Below are 19,780 nucleotides of genomic sequence, written 5' to 3'. Positions count from 1 at the left end.
ATACCTATCGCTCATACAGAACTTTTCCAGGCGCGCATCATGCCGAGCGCCCGTGTGGAATAGGCTTAAGGGGAAACACAGGCCGAGCGCTTGCCGGCAGAGCTCTCATAGGTGTTGTCGGTCGCGTGGTAGGAGAGATAGCGCTCGGCGCACCAGCGGATATGGCTGATTTCGGCGGGCGACAGGACGGAATTGTCGCCATCCCCAACGGCGCCTTCTTGCGTATAGGCGGCAACGGCACCTTGCGAGCGAGCCTTCATCCCTTCGGCGGCGCCGGCCATGCTGAAGGCGTGGGCCGTTCCGACGGACGAAGCGACCAAAACAACGGTCGCGAAAAACGGTGCTACTATTTTAAAGGTCATGGCCATCGCCGCCTCCGGAATATATCTCGGGGAAACAACGATAGGCGTTAACTTTTGTTCCGTGGGGCCTGTCTAGCCGGGAAACACGTACGGGTTACCAGGTAACGTTCTTTGTGGTCTTGCTGCTATTCTGCCAGCGGACGACTAAGCCGCCCGCTGGCTTCTTGGATAGACTATTGGATCTGAGAGACGAGCTCTGTCACCGACTTCTTCGCATCGCCGTAGAACATGCGGGTGTTCTCCTTGTAGAACAGCGGGTTCTCGATGCCGGAATAACCGGTGCCCTGTCCGCGCTTGGAGACGAACACCTGCTTGGCCTTCCAGACTTCGAGAACCGGCATGCCTGCGATCGGCGAGTTCGGGTCTTCCTGGGCGGCCGGATTGACGATGTCGTTCGAGCCGATGACGATGACGACGTCGGTCTCGGGGAAGTCGTCGTTGATCTCGTCCATTTCGAGCACAATGTCATAAGGGACCTTCGCTTCGGCGAGCAGCACGTTCATGTGACCGGGCAGACGACCGGCGACCGGATGGATCGCGAAGCGCACGGTCTTGCCGGCGGCGCGAAGTTTGCGGGTGAGCTCGGAAACAGCTTGCTGCGCCTGCGCAACGGCCATGCCGTAGCCGGGCACGATGACGACGCTATCGGCATCGTTGAGCGCGGATGCGACGCCCTCGGCATCGATGGCGATCTGCTCGCCTTCGATTTCCATCGCGGGACCCGTGGTGCCGCCGAAGCCGCCGAGGATGACGGAGACGAAGGAGCGGTTCATCGCCTTGCACATGATGTAGGATAAGATCGCGCCCGAGGAGCCGACCAGCGCGCCGGTGACGATCAGGAGATCGTTGCCGAGCGTGAAGCCGATGGCGGCGGCCGCCCAGCCGGAATAGCTGTTCAGCATCGAGACCACGACCGGCATGTCGGCGCCGCCGATGCCCATGATTAGGTGGTAGCCGATGAAGAAGGCGAGCAGCGTCATCAGGATCAGCGTCCAGACGCCAGCATCGTTGGCGTACATCAGGAGCAGGATCAGCGACAGGATCGCGGCGGCGGCATTGAGGAAATGCCCGCCCGGCAGCTTCTTCGCCTTGCCGTCGACTTTGCCGGCCAGCTTACCGAAGGCAACGACCGAGCCGGTGAAGGTGATCGCACCGATGAAGACGCCGAGGAACACCTCGACTTTCATGATCGCAAGCTCGACCGGGGTCTTGTGGGCGAGAATGCCGGCGAAACCATCGAGCGCGGCGCGCGCCGCCTCATCCATGCCGGAAACGCGCCATGCCTCGATATGGGCATTATAGCCAATAAAGACGGCGGCGAGGCCGACGAAGGAGTGGAGCGCCGCCACGAGCTGGGGCATCTCCGTCATCTGCACGCGGTTGGCCACGTAATAGCCGGCGATGGAGCCGGCCACGATCATCGGAAGAATGATGAACCAGTTGCTGACACCGGGGCCGAAAATGGTCGCGACAATGGCGAGCGCCATGCCCACGATGCCGTACCAGGCGGCGCGCTTGGCGCTTTCCTGGCCCGACAGGCCGCCGAGCGAGAGGATGAAAAGCACAGCCGCAGAGATATAGGCGGCCGAAACGATACCAATCGTCATATTGAAAATCCCTTGATATCCCTGGCCCGATCAGGACTTCTGGAACATGGCGAGCATGCGCCGCGTGACAAGAAAGCCGCCGACGATGTTGATCGTCGCGACCAGCACCGACAAAGCGGCGAGGATGACGACCAGCCAATTGCCCGAACCGATCTGCAGCAGCGCGCCGAGAATGACGATGCCCGAGATCGCGTTGGTCACTGCCATCAGCGGCGTATGCAGCGAATGTGAGACGTTCCAGATCACCTGGAAGCCGATGAAGCAGGCGAGCATGAAGACCACGAAATGGTTCATGAAGCTTGCCGGGGCATAGGCGCCGACCAGGAGCAGCAGCGCGGTGCCGATCAGAAGCAGGAAGCCCTGGCTCTTGGTCTGCGCCTTGAAGGCGGCTGCCTCGCGCGCGCGCTTTTCCTCAGCCGTCGGTTCCTTGGTCTTTTCCCTTGGCTTCTGGGCGGCGATCGCCTGGATTTTCGGCGGCGGTGGCGGATAGGTCACCGCGCCTTCGAAGGCGACGGTTGCGCCACGGATGACGTCATCTTCCATGTTGTGGACGAGCTTGCCATCCTTGGCAGGCGTCAGGTCCGTCATCATGTGGCGGATGTTGGTGGCGTAGAGCGTCGAAGACTGCGCGGCCATACGGCTCGGGAAGTCGGTATAGCCGACAACGATCACGCCGTTGTCGGAGACGATCTTTTGGTCGGCGACCGTCAGGTCACAGTTGCCGCCACGCTCCGCCGCGAGGTCGACGATGACCGAACCCGGCTTCATCAGCGCCACCATGTCGGCCAGCCACAGCTTCGGCGCATCGCGGCCGGGGATCAGTGCCGTGGTGATGACGATGTCGATCTCGGGCGCCAGCTCGCGGAACTTCTCCAGCTGCTTCTCGCGGAACTCCGGCGACGACGGGGCTGCATAGCCACCGGTTGCGGCGCCGTCCTGCTGGCTCTCCTTGAAATCAAGGAAGACGAATTCGGCGCCCATGGATTCGATCTGTTCGGCCACTTCGGGGCGAACGTCGAAGGCATAGGTGATGGCGCCGAGCGAGGTCGCGGTGCCGATGGCGGCGAGACCGGCAACGCCGGCGCCAATGACGAGCACCTTGGCAGGCGGCACCTTGCCGGCGGCCGTCACCTGACCGGTAAAGAAGCGGCCGAAATTGTTGCCGGCTTCGATGACGGCGCGATAGCCGGCGATGTTGGCCATCGACGACAGGGCGTCCATCTTCTGCGCGCGGCTGATGCGCGGCACCATGTCCATGGCGATGACGTTGGCGCCGGTCGCCTTCACCTCTTCCAGCAGAGCGGCGTTCTGGCCGGGATAGAAGAAGGAGATCAGTGTCTTGCCGCTCGAAAGCAGACGCGCCTCGGCATCCGTTGGGGGACGAACCTTGACCATGACGTCGGCCGAAGACCACAGCGCTTCGGCTGTCGGCGCGATCTCAACGCCTGCTGCGCGATAGGCGTCGTCGGAAAAGCCCGCTCCGACCCCAGCACCTGTCTCGATCAGACAGCTATAACCCAATTTCTGCAGTTGCTCAGCCGAAGCCGGCGTCAATGCCACCCGACTTTCGCCAGAGAATAGCTCCTTCGGGCTGCCGATTTTCACTGTCATCTTTGTTTTATCCCCAATGGCCGATCGAACCCCACTCCGCAAACCTGCGTAGCCGGCTATGATGGCCGCTGATGAACCAAAGAGAACGGGACCTGTCCAGTACTGAAAAGTGCTAATCCGACCAATTCTGTCGCTTTGAAAAGCTGCTAATCGATTTTAATTTTCGAACCGCTTGGCCGAGCGCGCCAGATTTTCGACCACCGGCACTTTTCATCGTCCAGCCGGCGTAGGCGAATTAGGTCAATAAACGCAGATGGATAGAGAGTGTACCGGTCTGAACTCAGTAGCGCTTTGGCTACGGCGAGGTCACTGTCGGAAACGTGAACCGCGCGTTCATGTAGGCTTCATCGAACGATTGCTACCGTGGGTTCATCAACAACAGCAATGAATCAGCGGGACAAGTTAATCATGCAGCACCCTGCCGCTCCATCGGCCGGCCGAGATCCGCGCCTTGATTTCTTCCGTGGCCTTGCTCTGGTTATGATCTTCATCAACCACGTGCCTGGCAACATGATGGAAGGCATGACGTCGAAGAATTTCGGCTTTTCGGACGCGGCAGAGGCTTTCGTTCTGATGTCGGGAATGTCCGCCGGTCTCGCATATTCCAATGCATTTGCTCGCGACCGAATTCATGCGATCGTTCGCATATTGCGGCGCGCAAGCCGGCTGTACAGCGTTCACCTGCTAACAACCGTGCTGGCGGTCATCATCCTCATGGCTGGCCACAATTTCCTGGGCACGACCGCCTTGTCGGAACGTGTCAACATGATGTCCTATCTCGATGCTCCGTGGACCACTGCCTTGGGCGTTCTCGGCATGACGCACCAACTGGGTTATTTCAACATTCTGCCGCTTTACATGCTGCTTCTGGCAGCCACGCCGCTTTTCCTTGCGCTTGCCTCCCGCAGCCGCGCTCTCCTGTTGGCGGTGTCGGTATCGATCTGGGCAATCGCCGGGTGGAACAACATCAATCTACCCAACTTTCCCACCGACGGGTCTTGGTTCCTCAATCCTTTTTCCTGGCAGCTGATCTATTGCATCGGGCTTTGCGCAGGTATTTCAGCCAAGAAGCGCGAGACCTTGGTTGCCTACAGTCCTGTTTTGATGGCGGTTGCGATCACGTATCTTGCCTTTGCAATGTTCGTCATCAACGGCCAACATTACGATCTGACTGCTTGGGGCGATAATCCCGCGCTGCTGGTCGGCTTCGACAAGGGCATGCTTCCACTGCCGCGGTTGCTGCACATACTTGCGTTGGCATACGTGATCTCGCAGTTCACGGTGTTCCGGGCAGTTGCCGGTAGTGCCCGACTGGCTTGGGTGTCGCTGCTTGGAAAGCAAGGGCTTGCGGTGTTTGCCTGGGGCTCGCTCGTCTGCATTACGCTGCAAGTCTTCAAAGACGCGTATCAATTTTCGCCCGTGGTCGATTTCGCGACACTTGCGGCCGGCTTGGCCATTCAATACACGGTCGCTCTCCACTTGCAGAACGAAAAGGCGGCGGCTGCGATCGCTGCCCAGCGCTAGCTAGCGGCCAGGCAAATCAAACGGCCTGAGCGGTAGTCAGCTGGTTGATCTCTACGCGTTAAGGATTGAGGCTAGGGACCCGGTGCGAAGGCGGAGGCGCCATAAGTCAGATCACCGGTTCAACCAAAGTGGCGAAACCGTTTCGACCATACAGGTCAGAGCCGCGGCGTTGACGGCTTCGTCATCGGAGGCTTCGAACTCCGCAAGTTCAATGCCTGCAATCTGGGAACGCGGTATGGCTTGCAGGAGTGCGCGCAGAGCGGTTGGCGCCAGTCCATCGCTGATTGCGTAGGCGGCCGGGATTAGACCTGGCTCAAGCACATCCCAATCGATATGAATCCAAACGGGCCTATCACCGATCGCCTTGAGGATTGCTTCCGGCCGTGTCTCTCCAACGCTGAAGACCTGAACTCCAGCGTCACGCAATGCCGATTGCTCCTCAAGGTCGATGTCTCTGGCTCCGGCGACCACCACATTTTTGGGGGCGATGCCAGCTCCCAACCCGCTATCCCAGAGCCCGCAACCGGCGGCCAGCACCATGCCGCCAAGATATCCGCTCATCGTCGTTGCCGGTGTGTTGAAATCGCCGTGTGCATCGATCCAGAGTACCGCGGCATCCGGGCAGTTTCTAGCCACGATGGGCAGGGTCGCAAGGCTTGCCGAACAGGTATTGGCGACGATCAGCGGCATGTTGCCCCTCGCGAAAATCGCGGAAATTGCATGCTGTAGCGCGTTCAGTGTTTCGAGAGCTTCCGGAAGGCTGGATGACCAATCGTCGATCTTGTGCGCGGAAGGTGCGCCAATAACGAGGGGCTCCAGACCGACCAGGTTTCTGAGCGCGTCGGCGGCCAGCCGCGCACCGCGAATAGCGCCTGGACTACGGTCGGCAATACGGCCCTGGGAGACCAGAAATTCGAAAGGCAAACAAGAGCTCCAGGCAAAAATCGGACGAACGCCCCACGATCAATATATTCCTTGAAATACATCGATCACCAATCAATCGCAACCGTCATCACTGGAGCTGTGGAGATTGCCCTTCTCTGGGCTTTCGCCAACGGTTGGGTGCCTCGCTTCACCTGGGCCGACAACATCTGCTATCTTTCGCTTCTCGTCGCCGCTCTGTCGGCGAAGGCGGCGATATCTTTTCAATCCGTCGCCATTGCCAAGAGCCGCGCATGGAGTTCTGCCGCCAACGGAATGCCGTCTTTTTCCGCCTTGGCGCGTGTGGCATGTCTACGATCACCGGGCAGACGCTCTTGACCAGACTCCAGAACCAGATCGCATATGCCGGCGACACGTTCGGCAAATATGTCGTTGCCGCCACGCGCCGGATCGATAACCACGAAGAACTGGCCGGTGAACGGCGTCTGAGCACCCTTGTGGCCGCTCCAATCGAATTCGCCGGAGAAATAGCCTCCTGTCAGCGCGGCACTCAGGATCTCCACCATCAGAGCGATGGAATTGCCCTTATGGCCACCAAACGGCACAAGCGCGCCGCCGTCGAGGATTGCGTTTGGATCGTTCGTCGGCTGGCCCTCGCGGTCGACGCCCATGCCAGGCTTCAGGTCATGGCCGGCACGTGCCGCGATCTGCACGTCGCCATGAGCGATGGCCGAAGACGCCTGATCGAACACGAAAGGGGCCGCGCCCGCGCGCGGAGAGGCGAAGGCAACGGGATTGGTCCCGAAAACAGCCTTCTTGCCGCCATGCGGCACGACGCAGGCCATGCTGTTGACGACGCTGAGCGCAACAAGACCTTCTTCCGCGAAGGGCTCGACGTCCGGCCAAAGCGCGCTGAAATGGTGGGAGCGGCGAATGGCGAGAACGGCAACACCGTTGGCCTTGACCTTCTCGATCAACAGAGGTCGCGCGGCGAAAAAGGCGGGTTGGGTAAAGCCACCCTTGGCATCCACGCGCACGAAGGCAGGGCCCACGTCTTCCACCTCCGGTACCACTTGGCCATCGACCCAACCGCTTTTCAGAGACGAAACATAACCCGCCATGCGAAAGATGCCATGGCTGAGCGAGCCGTCGCGCTCGCAACGCGCGCAATTTTCGGCCAAGATCCTGGCATTGTGTGCGGATACTGCGTTATTGACAAAAACCCGTTCGAGCAGGGTAACAAGATCAGCATAGGGGAGATGGATTGCAGTACTGCTCATTTCATTCTCTCGCTGTACTGCTCCCGCTATGTTTGTTGCTCAAGGAATGCGCCGATAAAGATTGCTTTGCAAGCGCGTTATATGGATGAAGCTTGGCTGTGTGGAAGGTGATTGGCGATCACCAAGCGTTGCCAGCTTCGTCTGGGACTGCCTCGTTCGATCCTACACCATCAGGCTGCGCACATAGTGTCGCAGTTCGCATTCCTCACGGGGGACACGCTTGACGCTGAAAACTCCTTCGAAGGTCGATACACCGATATGGGGAGAGCGCATCGATCTGGGTATGCGTTGCGCGTAGACCGTGCCTTTGCCCGATCTGATCTGGTCAATCAACTCCGGCGTGATCCTGATCGCCGTAGAGTAGTCGCAGAAGGTAATCGGATGAGCGTAATTCACGCCTGCGATCGAAAGACTTGCCGCGACCGTCGGCGGGATGACCTCTTCGCTGTTGAATCCGCACGGCGCCATCGGAAAATTCTCCACGAACAGACGCGCAATCCGGGCGAAGATGCGATCGTTGTAAAACTGCCCTTCTGCCTGACCGGCGAAGTACGATGTCAAACCCAGGCTGGCGACGAATTTGCGGACGGACCGGTCGCTCGCAACATCGGTTCGGAAGCCTCCCCAATCTGCGGCAAGGTCGTAGATCTGAACGTGGGAGCCCATGGCGAATTTCGACATGTATTCAGAAAGGCCGGGCTTTACGAGAAGCTCATTGGATGACAGCAGAACAATGCGATCGAAGGCCACGCCTCTCTCGAGCGCATAGAGATAGTTGCTGATGTGCGTGTGAAAGATACCTTCGTTCCATCTGGTCTCGTACGAGCTTGGATTGATCAGGACATTCGGAAAATCGCACTGCCGTCGAAATTCGTCCTCCAGCGCGGCGGCTCCCGCCGATATGTGGATGGCGATCGTGGAGTTCGGGCAGAAGTAATTTATGTTTTCAATCTGGTCCCGCACGATGGCGGGCATTTCATGCACTGGCAAAGAAAATAGCACTTTGGTCATCAACAGGCCCAGGCTTAGAGAATTGACTGCGTTGAATGAAACGGCGGGGGCGGATCAGGTGTTTTCCAGCTGAGCCATGACCTTGCTCCAGGTTTCGTATCGATCGGCCGGCAAACTGACAGCATAGACATCCTTCAACACGCACGCACCGACATGAGCCGGTCGCAGAGCACCCGGTCTTGCGCGCGCGTGCAGCGCTCCATCGCCCTTCTTGAGTTGACGAATAACGTCCTCGGATATTTCCAGCTGAGAGTTGCCCGCCGAGAATGTGATCGGCAGGGAAATGTTCGTACCGGCAAAACCGTAGCGCATCGCAAGCGTCGAAGGCACGATCTGTTCGGTTGGAAATCCGCAAGGCTCCATCGGAAAAGAGTCTACGAAGACGCGTTCCAGGTGGGCGAAGACATCACGGCTGAAGAACTGCCCTTCCGCCTGCCCAGCGGCAAAAAGAGGCAGCCCGAGAAGTGAAAGAGCGCGCTTGATGCCGGGGAAGTTCAACACCTCCGGCCGGAACCCGGCCCAGTTATTCGCCGTATCTATGTTTTCGTATAACTCGGTCTGCGCGCCGATTGTGAAACGTTTCGTATGCTCGCCCAATCCGGACTTTGTAAGCAACTCTTGCTGGGAAAAGAGCACGATCTTGTCGAAGTCGAGTGACTGGGCAATCGCATGTTGGAAGTTGCTGATGTGGGCGTGTAAAACACCCTCCTGCGGTCGGATCACGTAGGAATCAGGATTGAGGAAGACGTTGCTGGCAGCGATGCGGTCGAGGACTTCTCTTCCTGAAAAGGCCGTGTCTTTTGCATTATGGATGCAAATAAAAGACCCTGGTGAAAAGCGATTGATTGAGGAGATCTGACGCTCGAGAATATCCGAACCGCCATCGGCAATGATCGAAAAAAGTAGCTTGTCCATATAGATAGATACCAGTTTGCTGAACGGCAATTGCGCGCATTCGACGGCCAATACGAGCATCGCTGCTTTACATGGTTTAACCGTCTAAGCTGTATCGAGGCTGATGCGCATCTGGGCATGCGAGAGTGCACGTCAATCGGCCTCGACCTTGAAACTCGCGAAAGGCGAACCACGTCCTTCCTTGAAAGCAGGGGGTGCGGATGAGTTATGACGTGGTGGTAGTAGGCGCAGGCTTTTCGGCCATCGCCACTGTTTGCAACCTGATCGAACTGCTTCCTCCGTCGGCGAAGATCGCCGTGGTTGGGGATGATCCGGGATTTGGTCGCGGCACGGCCTATCGTTCGGAACTTTATCTGCACAGGCTGAACGTCCCGGCCGGCAGAATGAGCCTGTTTCCAGACAGGCCGGATGCATTCGTGACCTGGCTCACGGAGCGCAAACGTCCCTTGAGAGACGGTGATTTCGCCTCGCGCCAGGATTATGGCCTGTATGTTCGCGACACGCTCGCCGCGTTGCTGCGAGACAAGCGGCCGCGCTGCAAGGTTGATTTCGTCCGCGCGAAGGCGACCGGCTGCGTGGAGCGCTACAGCGCGACACTTGGCTTTCTTCTCGACAACGGCGACGAAATTGTCGGGCGCCATGTCGTGCTTTGCCTGGGCGTAGGCAACGCGCCGCTTCCAGCCCATTTTTCCGGGCTCCCGGCGGAGGCGCGCGACAGAATGATCGACAACCCGTGGCGCCTGTCGTGGCTGCGTCGGGTGGAGCCGTCCGATAGGGTCTGCATCCTTGGTTCTGGTCTCACGATGATCGATCAGGTGCTGGCTCTGTTCGCGCAAGGGTTTCGTGGAAAGATCGATGTGCTGTCGCGCCGGGGCCTTGTCCCGCACGGCCATGCGACAGCGCCGAAGCCTCCCGCCGATTTCGATCCAGCCGATCTTCCCGAGACGATGAGCGAAATCTTGCGTCAGTTGCGTCGTGAGAGCCGGCGCGCCGGCGATTGGCGCAGCGTCATGGACACCCTGCGGCCGAAAACACAGGCGCTCTGGCAGCGGCTGTCGCAAGCAGAACGCATGCGGTTCCTGCGCCATGGACTACCATGGTGGAACATCCACCGTCACCGCGTGGCGCCTGACGTCGACGATCGTTTCCGCGACATGGTCGCAAGCGGTCAGGTTTCTATCCATGCGGGATATCTGCGGGACGCCTTGCTGGTCGATAGCCAGCTGATGCTGCGCTACCGCAAGCGAGGAGCCAATGACGTTCGGTCGCTTAGGTGTGATTGGCTGGTCAACTGCACCGGTGTCGAGCGGGCAGGTATCGCGCACTCACCCCTGCTGCAGCAGATGATGCGCCAAGGGTTAATCAAGGCAGACACGCTGGGTCTCGGCATCGGCGTAGACGCCGCCTCGGCCGTTCGACAGGACAATCCGTGTGCGCCAGCCCTCTACGCTGTGGGCGCTTTGACGGCCGGTCAATTCTGGGAGATTACGGCGGTTCCAGATATTCGGACCCAGGCTCGTGTTGTCGCGCAGCGGATCAGTGCTTTGACGTCAGCGAAATAGCGGTGCCGCCCGCAACGGGCGACAACGAGGGGTTAGATGGCGTTCGCCAGCGTGTGTTCCTCGTTCAGATTTCAGGCTTGCAGGTTGATTCCGTCGGCGGCGAGTTTGTCACGCAACTGCGCGTCGTCACTGCCGCACCCAGTGTGTCCGCGTCAATGCGACCCACCATATTCTTCAATTTTTATGAAAACTGATTCCAGCAAAGACTGATTGTGGCGCGACGTCGATGCTATTTAAAAATATCCTTGGAATGCAACCGCTTGACCAGTCGGCCCGTGGGGACTGTGCTGACTGGCGTCCCGAAAGGCGCCGTGCTTTCCAACAATACTTGCTGCAAAATCCCTTACCTCGGGCCGAGTTTCGTAACTGGTAGAATCCGCCCGAGCCGCCATGATGGCCACGATCTCTGCCATGTCGATATCACCCATCCGATCGATGAATTGATTGGCGGCTTTGCCATTGGACTGTCCGCGTCATTCGTTGACTGGGACACCCGATGCCCGGCGCTGCGTTGGCGAGTGAGCCATTGCGACCTCGCAACAGTCGATCATCGATCCTGTCACGTAGAGGGCATATGTCATTTCTGAAAAACGCGCGTATTCGCACCAAAATTCTTTCTCTCATTATCCCAATCTGCGTGGTGGGCATCGGTGCCACCCTCTTCATGTCCGATAAATTCAAGACGGTCGATTCCACCTATTCCGAATTCATTTCACAGGATTATCAGGCGGAAGTGGACCTCGTTGCGTCGACGCGAAGCCTGGTTGCCATCGGCTATGCAGCCTACCAGACACTGGCTTACGATGCTCGGGATTCGGGTTTCAAAGTTGCGAACGACTTCTACAATGAAAATACAGCCAGCCTGATTGGCCGACTGGAACAATCGAAAGGCGGGCGCCCGGAGGATGCCGCTGCAATCGATGGGTTCATTGCAAAGTCAAAAGAGGTCATCGCTCAGACGGACAATGCGGTGAAACTGGGGGCTGACGGGCGGGAAGCCGAAGCGAAGAGCGCGTTGGCTCGCGCCGATCTACTGATCAAGCCGTTATTGGCTGACATGCGTGATCTGACCACATTGATGAAGAAAAACATCAATACCCGCGCCGGCGAACTGACCGATCAAACACGATCGACCATCCTGATCTCGCTTGTCGTCCTGACGATCGTGTTCGCGGCGAGCATCGGCATGGCCCTTTTCGTCTCTTCACGCGGCATCACGGCGCCGATCGCGAAGTTGCGCGAGCGGATGATATCGCTCGCGGGCGGCGATGCCGCCAGCGATGTCGATGGCCAGGATCGACGCGATGAAGTCGGCCAGATGGCGAGGGCCGTCTCCGTGTTTCGTGACAACGCTCTCGATCGTAGCCGTCTGGAAAGCGAGGCGGAGGCCAATCGCAGTCTTTCGGACAAGGAGCGGGCCGCCCGTGATGCGCAAAAGGCGAGGGACGAAGCCGACACGCAGTTCGCTGTCGACCGGTTGGGCGATGCACTTGGCCGGTTGGCGCAGGGGGATGTTGCCTATCGCATCGATACGCCGTTCGTCGCGCATCTCGATGCTCTCAGGGCAAACTTCAACGAATCCGCCGGCAATCTCAGCGAAGCGCTGCGGGCGGTCGGCCGCAACGCGCGGGGCATCGATGCCAGCGCGAACGAGATCCGCTCGGCGGCGGACGACCTTTCGAGACGCACTGAACAGCAGGCCGCTTCCGTCGAGGAGACGGCTGCAGCGCTGGAAGAGATCACCACCACTGTGAAGGACGCCACCAAGCGGGCGGAAGATGCGGGCAATCTCGTTGCGCAGGCGCGCACCGGAGCCGAAAAGTCCGGACTGGTCGTCCGCGATGCCGTCGTGGCGATGAAGGAAATCGAACGCTCCTCGGGCGAGATCACCAACATCATCAGCGTCATCGACGAGATCGCCTTCCAGACGAACCTGTTGGCGCTCAACGCTGGCGTCGAGGCCGCCCGTGCCGGCGATGCCGGCAAGGGCTTCGCGGTCGTTGCCCAAGAAGTGCGCGAACTCGCCCAACGGTCTGCTCAGGCCGCCAAGGAGATCAAGGCGCTGATCATCATGTCCGGCGATCACGTCCGTTCAGGTGTTGAACTGGTCGGAAACACGGGAACGGCGCTGGAGGTGATCGTTGCCGAGGTCCAGGAGATCAATCGCCATGTGGACGCGATCGTGAAGTCGGCGCGCGAGCAGTCGATCGGTCTGCAGGAAATCAATACGGCCGTGAATGCCATGGACCAGGGCACCCAGCAGAACGCTGCGATGGTGGAGCAGTCGACTGCGGCAAGCCACAGCCTTGCCAGAGACGCGGCTTCGCTCAACCAGTTGCTCGCGCGCTTCAATCTTGGCGAAGAGGCTCAGCGCCCGGCGGCCGTTGCAGGCGTGGTGCGGGAAGCGTCACCCACGAGCCTCGGCGTTGCATCCCCCGCGCGGGCGCTCGGGCGAAAGATTGCGACGGCCTTCGGTGGCCGAGCGTCGGCCGCCGCGGAGAAGGCCTGGGAAGACTTCTGATTATTGTCAGCCGGCACCCGGGCGTCGTCCGACGCTCAGGTGCTGCCTCCGCGACTTCAATTTGTGCGACATTTTCGCTACACGTCGCTTTTTGCAGAAAGCGGCGCTCCCCCGAAGCATCGTTTTCAACCTCTCGTGATCTGCATCCGCCAAGGTTCTGCCTGAATGTTGCCGCTTCTAGTTCTTGGTAAAGGATCGCGAAGACATGTGCCATTTCGCATGGTTTCGCGCGTTAAGTGTTGGGGATATTCAATGGCAGACATGTCGGCTTCACGCCTGAAGCTAACTCTGGTGAGCATGCTGGCGCTTGTGGCGAGCGGGATCGGTGCGCACGCCGAGCCGCAGTCGATGGCTCCGGCAACGCAGGCTTCCGCGGCGCAAGGCTATGCCGTCCCGGAGCGCCGTCTGGTTCACATCACGCGGTCAGGCGATGATTCCGTCCTATCGACGCTGTTCGACGGTGGCGCGGGCAATCCCGCGAAGATCATGCGGGAGATGGGCGGTCTGTCTCTGCAGATGAACAGCGACATAGCCGCATCGCTCGAAGCCTATTACAGCCAACCAAAAGCCAAGCTGATCTGGGTCGACGCGAAGGGTCCGAACGCCAGAGCCCGCCAGGCGCTGGCGCTCCTAAAGCAAGCGGATGACTGGGGGTTGACCGCGGCCGATTACGCCATCACGGAAGCGCCGGCTCAGGGTCGGCAAAATTCTGCCGATCAATCCAAGGCTCTGGCGACGTTCGAGCTCTCCCTGTCGAACAAGATGCTGATGTTCCTCCAGGACAATTTCCGGGGCCGCATCGATCCGAACAAGCTTTCGAACTACTACGATTTCAAGCGCAAGCCCGTCGATCTGCCGGCGACGCTTGCCCGATTGGCCGCGGCCCCCGATCTGATGTCGGCCGTCGATCGTTTCATGCCCAGCAGCCCGAAGTTCGCCCAGCTCGCGGCGGAGCTGCATTGGCTGCGAAACTCCGGTCAGGGTGGAGATACGACCGTCAACATCAACAAGGTGACGGTGGCGATGGAAGAACTGCGCTGGATGCCGCAGGAGTTTCCGGACCGATACGTATTCATCAATCAACCCGCTTACATGGCCTACTACACCGAAAACGGCAACGTCACGCTCTCGATGAAAGCGGTTATCGGCCAGCAGGACCATCAGACGAATTTCTTCGATGCGACGATCAAGACGGTCGAGTTCAATCCGGATTGGGGCGTCCCACAATCGATCATCAAGAACGAGATGCTTCCGCACTTGAAGAAGGATCCGTCCTATCTCGACCGCGAGGGCTACAAGGTCGCCGTTAACGGCAAGCCAATGCCCTCGGCCAAGGTCGACTGGACGCAACCGCTGGAAAACATCGCCGTCGTGCAGCCGCCAGGTGCCGATAATGCTCTTGGCCAGTTGAAGATCCTGTTTCCAAATCCGCACGCCATCTACATGCATGACACGCCGGCACGCGGGAAGTTCGCCTCTCAGGACCGGATGTTCAGCCACGGCTGTGTCCGTCTGGAAAACCCGCGCGCCATGGCGGCGGCCGTGCTGAAAACGTCGGTGGATTCGGTCAATCAGGAGATAGCGGCTGGTGAAAAGAAGGACGTTCCGGTTCCTGAGGAAATTCCGGTCTATGTCTCCTACTTCACCGCGTGGCCGACGGCTGACGGCATCATCCACTATTACGATGACATCTACGGTCGCGATGCGCAGACGCTGAATGCGATAACAGCCACGTCGGCAAGCCGCGCTGCGCTCTGAGAGCCCTCTCAGCGGTTCGCTTCTGATCTCTGCTCGTGAAACCCGGCCGCCTGGCCGGGCTAGGGCTATCATATTGCTTGAATGCTCCTGCGACATCGTGGTGATTGCCTATGCGGCGCGCGCCTGCAACAGATCGTCATGCGGAGCACAGGGTCATGTTGCGAAATCGACGTGACCGGCGTACCGAGCAAGGAGAACCAATGTGAGCCTCGCGCCGATGACAAAGCAGAAGACGAAAATAGCCATCAATGGTTTCGGTCGCATCGGCCGAACGGTGTTGCGTATCCTGCTGAGCAAAGGTGGGGACTTCGAGCTCGTCCTGATCAACGACGTCGCCGCGCTGGAAAGCTGCGCCTACCTCTTCCAGTACGACAGTGTTTTCGGCCCCTGGCCGGAAGAGGTCGTGGCCCGCGATCAAGCGCTGCAAGTTGGCGACAGGTTGATTGCATTCCACAATATTCGCGATGTCCGCCAGCTTGATCTGTCCGGTGTCGATGTCTTTCTCGAATGTACGGGCCAGCCCTATACACGTGAGTTCATCTCCCGTGCCCTGGAAGCCGGCGCGAAAAGCGTGTTGATCTCAGGGCCTGCTGAGGCGGCCGACGTGACCGTGGTACTGGGCGCCAACGAGGAAATGCTTGGGGACCACCTCATTGTCTCCAACGCTTCTTGCACGACCAATGCGCTCGCTCCCTTGCTCAAGGTGATCGACGATGCCTGGGGCGTGGTGGGCGGTCAGATGACCACTGTCCATTGCTACACGGGCAGCCAGCCCACGGTCGATCAGCCGCGTGACGATTTCGCGAGAAGCCGCGCCGCCGCGCTCTCAATGGTTCCGACAACCACCAGCGCGCACAAGCTTCTCGGCAAGGTCTTGCCGTCGCTCGCGGGCGCGATAGAGGCGCGCGCCATAAGAGTGCCGACGGCAAGTGTTTCAGCGATCGATCTTACGGTCTCTTTGAGAGACACCCCGTCGCTGTCCGATGCGCGCGCGCAGATGCAAAAGGCAGTCGCCGCGTCGCGTGTTCTTGGGTGGACGGAGAAGCAAGTGGTTTCCGTGGACATGCGGGCGCGCCAGGAGTCATTGATCATCTCCGGCCCGGAGACATCGATCGCGCCGGGTGGGCTGCTTCGCGTGTTCGGCTGGTACGACAACGAATTCGGCTTCGCAAACCGGATGCTCGACGTTGCAGGCCTCTTGGGGCAAAAGGTTGCGGGCAGGCGGTAAAGCGGCCGGCATGCAATTGATGTTGCGAAATTCAGGGAGAATTGCTTGACGATCGGGCTTGCCCACGCGGAACTCATGGCTGTTGTGGCAGCCGTCACCAGCAACGAGCCACGTGTGATGACGGTGCGTTCCGGCGAAGCCTTGCCGTCCGGCCCTTTCGAGCTTGGACATCGCACGCTGCAGAGCGGCTTGCGCGAATGGATCCAGGAGCAGACCGGTCACCCGATCGGCTATCTTGAACAGCTCTACACATTCGCCGACCGGGACCGTAACAACGACATCCGCGGCGGACGGACGATCTCGATCAGCTATCTCGGGCTGGTGCTCGAACAGGATGCGCCGGGCGCGGGCCGTCCGGCATGGCACGGATGGTACGAATATCTGCCGTGGGAGGATAATCGGCAGGGGCGGCCCAAAATTCTCGATGCGATCATCGAGAAGCTCAGGGTTTGGGCCGATGCCGACCCGAGGCGTCGCGACGAGCGTCACCAGCGCGCCGACTTCACCTTCGGCCTCGATCACGGTGGCTGGAACGAGGATCTTACGCTGCAACGATACGAGCTGCTATACGAAGCCGGGCTGGTGGCGGAAGCAGGTGATGTGAGCGATAATTTCGGCCGGCCGATGTTTGCTGATCACCGCAGGATCCTGGCGACCGGCATAGCGCGCCTGCGCGCGAAGATAAAATACCGCCCGGTCGTGTTCGAGCTGATGCCAAGCGCTTTCACCTTGCTGCAGCTGCAGCGAACGGTCGAGGCGTTGGCTGGCCTTTGCCTCCACAAGCAAAATTTCCGCCGCCTTATCGAGCAGCAGGAGCTTGTGGAGGAAACCGGTGGCATCGCCAGCGAAACCGGCGGCCGCCCCGCCAAGCTCTTCCGCTTCCGACAAACGGTCGTCGAAGAACGCGCGCTTTCAGGGACAAAGCTTCCTCTCGCCCGCAATTGACATATGCTCATTGTGAGAATATCTATTTGTCCGAAATATACTCAAAATGAGTATAATGGAGGACGATATGAATACCGCAGTGTCTGCAGAGTCGCTTTACAATCGCGTCAGCCGGGTCATTCCCAAAGCGGAATGGATGAGTTTCGAGGAGGATGTCGAGGCTATCCTGGAGCTAAAGCGCAGACGCAACGCGGTCATTCTGGCGCATAACTATCAAACGCCGGAGATCTTCCACGGTGTCGCCGATATCGTCGGCGACAGCCTAGCGCTTGCCCGCAAGGCAATCGACGTCGACGCAGACGTGATCGTGCTCGCTGGCGTGCATTTCATGGCAGAGACGGCCAAGCTGCTGAACCCGAAGAAGACAGTGCTGATCCCCGACACCGGGGCGGGCTGTTCGCTGGCGGATTCCATCACGCCCGAGGACGTCGCCCTGCTGCGCAAGGCTTACCCCGGCGTTCCCGTGATCACCTACGTCAACACATCTGCCGCGGTGAAGGCAGCCTCGGATATTTGCTGCACATCGGGCAATGCCAAGCAGATCGTGGAAGCGCTCGGTGTTCCCAGGGTTCTGATGATCCCCGACGAATATCTGGCACGCAACGTCGCCAAGGAAACCAACGTTGAAATCATCGCCTGGCACGGACACTGCGAAGTGCATGAGCTATTCTCCGCCGAGGATGTTCGCCAGCTTCGCGAAAACCATCCCGGCGTCACGGTGCTCGCCCATCCCGAATGCCCGCCGGATGTCGTGGCGGAAGCAGATTTCGCAGGCTCGACGGCGGTCATGTCCGACTATGTCGGAGAGAAGAAGCCGGCCCGCGTCGTGCTTTTGACCGAGTGCTCGATGAGCGATAACGTCGCGGTGCATCATCCCGATGTCGAGTTCATTCGCCCCTGCAATCTCTGCCCGCACATGAAGCGCATTACCTTGCGCAACATTCGAACCGCGCTCGAGGAAAACCAGCACGAAGTCGTCGTCGACGCGAATGTCGCGACTGCTGCCCGCCGCGCTGTCGAAAGGATGCTGGCGATATGACCGAGATCCTCCAAAACCTCGCGGATCGCCCGGTCATTGTCGGAAGCGGGCTTGCCGGGCTGATCGCGGCGTTGACTCTGTCTCCCGAACCCTGTGTGATCGTCACCCGCGCACATCTCGGCGCCGAGAGCTCGAGCGGATGGGCGCAGGGCGGCATTGCGGCATGCATCGGTGTGGATGACAGTGCCGACCTGCATCTGGCCGACACCTTTGCTGCCGGCGATGGGCTTTGCGATGCAGGAGCTGCCGCCGAAATCATCGCCGAAGCGCCGTCCGTGATTGCCGCGTTGCAACGCCTCGGCGTCTCGTTCGATCGAGATCGCGATGGGCTTCTGTCGCTCGGCCTTGAGGCGGCGCATTCGCGTCGGCGCATCGTACATGCCGGCGGCGATGGATCGGGCGCGGCCATCATCGCTGCCCTCACAAAGGCGGTCCTTGCCGATCCCGCAATCACTGTCATCGAAGGGGTGGAGGCGCGGCGGATCTTGACGACTGATGGCGTTGTCTCCGGGCTGCTCTGCGTCAATTCTCGTGGGGGCATGGTCTTGCCGTCGTCGCGCATTCTTCTCGCCACCGGCGGCATTGGTGGCCTCTATGAGGCCACGACCAATCCGGCCGACAACTTCGGCCAGGGGATTGCACTCGCGGTCCGCGCGGGCGCAGTGCTTGCCGATATGGAATTCGTCCAGTTTCATCCAACCGCACTCGACGGCAATCAGCGCCCGCTGACGCTGATCAGCGAGGCGGTGAGGGGCGAGGGGGCCGTGCTGATTAACGAGCGCGGCGAGCGCTTCATGAGGCATGTAGCAGGTGCCGAGCTCGCGCCGCGTGATGTCGTCGCGCGAGCAATCAGCGCCGAGATCGCCCGCGGCGGCCGCGTCTTCCTCGATGCGCGCCAAGCGATTGGCGCGCGCTTCGCCTCGCGCTTTCCGACGATCCATGCCGCCTGCCGCTCGGCCGGGATCGACCCCGCCGAGCAGCCGATCCCCGTTCGCCCGGCCGCGCATTATCACATGGGTGGCGTCGCGACGGATCGGGCCGGTCGAAGCACAGTGCCTGGTCTGTGGGTCGCGGGTGAAGCCGCTTCGACCGGATTGCATGGCGCCAACAGGCTCGCCAGCAATTCGCTGCTGGAAGCCGCCGTCATGGGCATGCGCGCGGCCAACGACATGAAATCGGAGCCGATGTCGGTTCCTCTCGGAAAAATCCCGCCCATGCCAAGCGCGCCCGAGACGACGGCCGTGCGCCCGATCGTCTCCCGAAACCTTGGTGTTCTGCGCAACGCGGCCGGCATCCAGCAGGTGATCGATGAGCTGCTGCCGATGGCAGAAGGCAATGACATCGGGGCTGATCCCGCAATCGTCGCTTTGCTGATCGCCGTCTCCGCAAGCCTGCGCACGGAATCGCGCGGGGCGCATGCCCGGACCGACTATCCGCTGAAGCACCCGGTTGCACAGCGTAGCCGGATAACGCTTGAGCAGGCGTTGCAGATCGCCCGCGCCGCAAGCGCATCAAACTTTGCAAGGAGTGCATGA

At 59.9% G+C, this 19,780-nt stretch carries 15 protein-coding genes; 8 read left to right on the top strand and 7 right to left on the bottom strand.

What is annotated here, in order from left to right:
- Positions 1 to 65 precede the first annotated feature (65 nt).
- The 3 genes from J5286_RS27570 to J5286_RS27560 form a co-directional block, all read right to left on the bottom strand.
- A complete protein-coding gene (locus J5286_RS27570; protein ID WP_209193167.1) occupies positions 66 to 368 on the bottom strand; it encodes a BA14K family protein in 303 nt (100 codons plus the stop codon).
- Positions 369 to 535: 167 nt separating this feature from the next.
- The gene (locus tag J5286_RS27565; RefSeq protein WP_209193166.1) at positions 536 to 1,969 is read right to left on the bottom strand and encodes an NAD(P)(+) transhydrogenase (Re/Si-specific) subunit beta; all 1,434 of its coding nucleotides are present in this window, start codon (positions 1,967 to 1,969) and stop codon (positions 536 to 538) included.
- Positions 1,970 to 1,999: 30 nt separating this feature from the next.
- Positions 2,000 to 3,574 (bottom strand): Re/Si-specific NAD(P)(+) transhydrogenase subunit alpha, encoded by a 1,575-nt coding sequence (locus J5286_RS27560; protein ID WP_209193378.1) that lies wholly within the window; start codon positions 3,572 to 3,574, stop codon positions 2,000 to 2,002.
- 369 nt (positions 3,575 to 3,943) lie between these two features.
- Here J5286_RS27560 and J5286_RS27555 point away from each other — a divergent pair, with 369 nt between their 5' ends.
- Positions 3,944 to 5,104 carry an OpgC family protein gene (locus J5286_RS27555; protein ID WP_348529295.1) on the top strand — a complete coding sequence of 387 codons (1,161 nt, stop codon included), beginning with the start codon at positions 3,944 to 3,946 and terminating at the stop codon, positions 5,102 to 5,104.
- A gap of 111 nt (positions 5,105 to 5,215) precedes the next feature.
- On the opposite strand, the gene J5286_RS27550 is transcribed toward J5286_RS27555, so the two are convergent.
- From J5286_RS27550 to J5286_RS27535, 4 genes are all read right to left on the bottom strand, one after another.
- Entirely contained in the window at positions 5,216 to 6,028 is an 813-nt protein-coding gene (locus tag J5286_RS27550) for an arginase family protein (RefSeq protein WP_209193165.1), read from the bottom strand.
- 221 nt (positions 6,029 to 6,249) lie between these two features.
- Positions 6,250 to 7,266 (bottom strand): Ldh family oxidoreductase, encoded by a 1,017-nt coding sequence (locus tag J5286_RS27545; RefSeq protein ID WP_209193164.1) that lies wholly within the window; start codon positions 7,264 to 7,266, stop codon positions 6,250 to 6,252.
- Between the two features lie 162 nt (positions 7,267 to 7,428).
- Positions 7,429 to 8,277 carry a hypothetical protein gene (locus tag J5286_RS27540; protein ID WP_209193163.1) on the bottom strand — a complete coding sequence of 283 codons (849 nt, stop codon included), beginning with the start codon at positions 8,275 to 8,277 and terminating at the stop codon, positions 7,429 to 7,431.
- A gap of 54 nt (positions 8,278 to 8,331) precedes the next feature.
- Positions 8,332 to 9,252, bottom strand: a complete 921-nt coding sequence (locus tag J5286_RS27535) for a hypothetical protein (RefSeq protein WP_209193162.1) — start codon at positions 9,250 to 9,252, stop codon at positions 8,332 to 8,334.
- Between the two features lie 140 nt (positions 9,253 to 9,392).
- On the opposite strand from J5286_RS27535, the gene J5286_RS27530 reads away from it, so the two are divergent.
- The 7 genes from J5286_RS27530 (at position 9,393) to J5286_RS27500 (ending at position 19,780) form a co-directional block, all read left to right on the top strand.
- Complete coding sequence (locus J5286_RS27530) at positions 9,393 to 10,754, top strand: FAD/NAD(P)-binding protein (protein WP_209193161.1); 1,362 nt, start codon at positions 9,393 to 9,395, stop codon at positions 10,752 to 10,754.
- A gap of 574 nt (positions 10,755 to 11,328) precedes the next feature.
- Positions 11,329 to 13,275: a methyl-accepting chemotaxis protein gene (locus J5286_RS27525; protein ID WP_209193160.1), complete on the top strand. Its 1,947-nt coding sequence runs from the start codon at positions 11,329 to 11,331 to the stop codon at positions 13,273 to 13,275.
- A gap of 252 nt (positions 13,276 to 13,527) precedes the next feature.
- Positions 13,528 to 15,033, top strand: coding sequence for a L,D-transpeptidase family protein (locus tag J5286_RS27520; RefSeq protein WP_245206596.1), 1,506 nt, complete (start codon positions 13,528 to 13,530; stop codon positions 15,031 to 15,033).
- A gap of 202 nt (positions 15,034 to 15,235) precedes the next feature.
- A complete protein-coding gene (locus tag J5286_RS27515) occupies positions 15,236 to 16,261 on the top strand; it encodes a type I glyceraldehyde-3-phosphate dehydrogenase (protein ID WP_348529294.1) in 1,026 nt (341 codons plus the stop codon).
- 45 nt (positions 16,262 to 16,306) lie between these two features.
- Complete coding sequence (locus tag J5286_RS27510) at positions 16,307 to 17,206, top strand: NUDIX hydrolase (RefSeq protein ID WP_209193159.1); 900 nt, start codon at positions 16,307 to 16,309, stop codon at positions 17,204 to 17,206.
- A 67-nt stretch (positions 17,207 to 17,273) separates the two neighbouring features.
- Positions 17,274 to 18,245, top strand: coding sequence for a quinolinate synthase NadA (gene nadA, locus J5286_RS27505; protein WP_209193158.1), 972 nt, complete (start codon positions 17,274 to 17,276; stop codon positions 18,243 to 18,245).
- Positions 18,242 to 19,780 (top strand): L-aspartate oxidase, encoded by a 1,539-nt coding sequence (locus J5286_RS27500; protein WP_209193157.1) that lies wholly within the window; start codon positions 18,242 to 18,244, stop codon positions 19,778 to 19,780. Before nadA ends, J5286_RS27500 begins: the two co-directional genes overlap by 4 nt.

Origin of the sequence: Rhizobium sp. 16-488-2b (assembly GCF_017741815.1) — a bacterium.
Lineage (GTDB): Bacteria > Pseudomonadota > Alphaproteobacteria > Rhizobiales > Rhizobiaceae > Rhizobium.
This window is presented reverse-complemented; position numbering and strand designations above follow the sequence as displayed.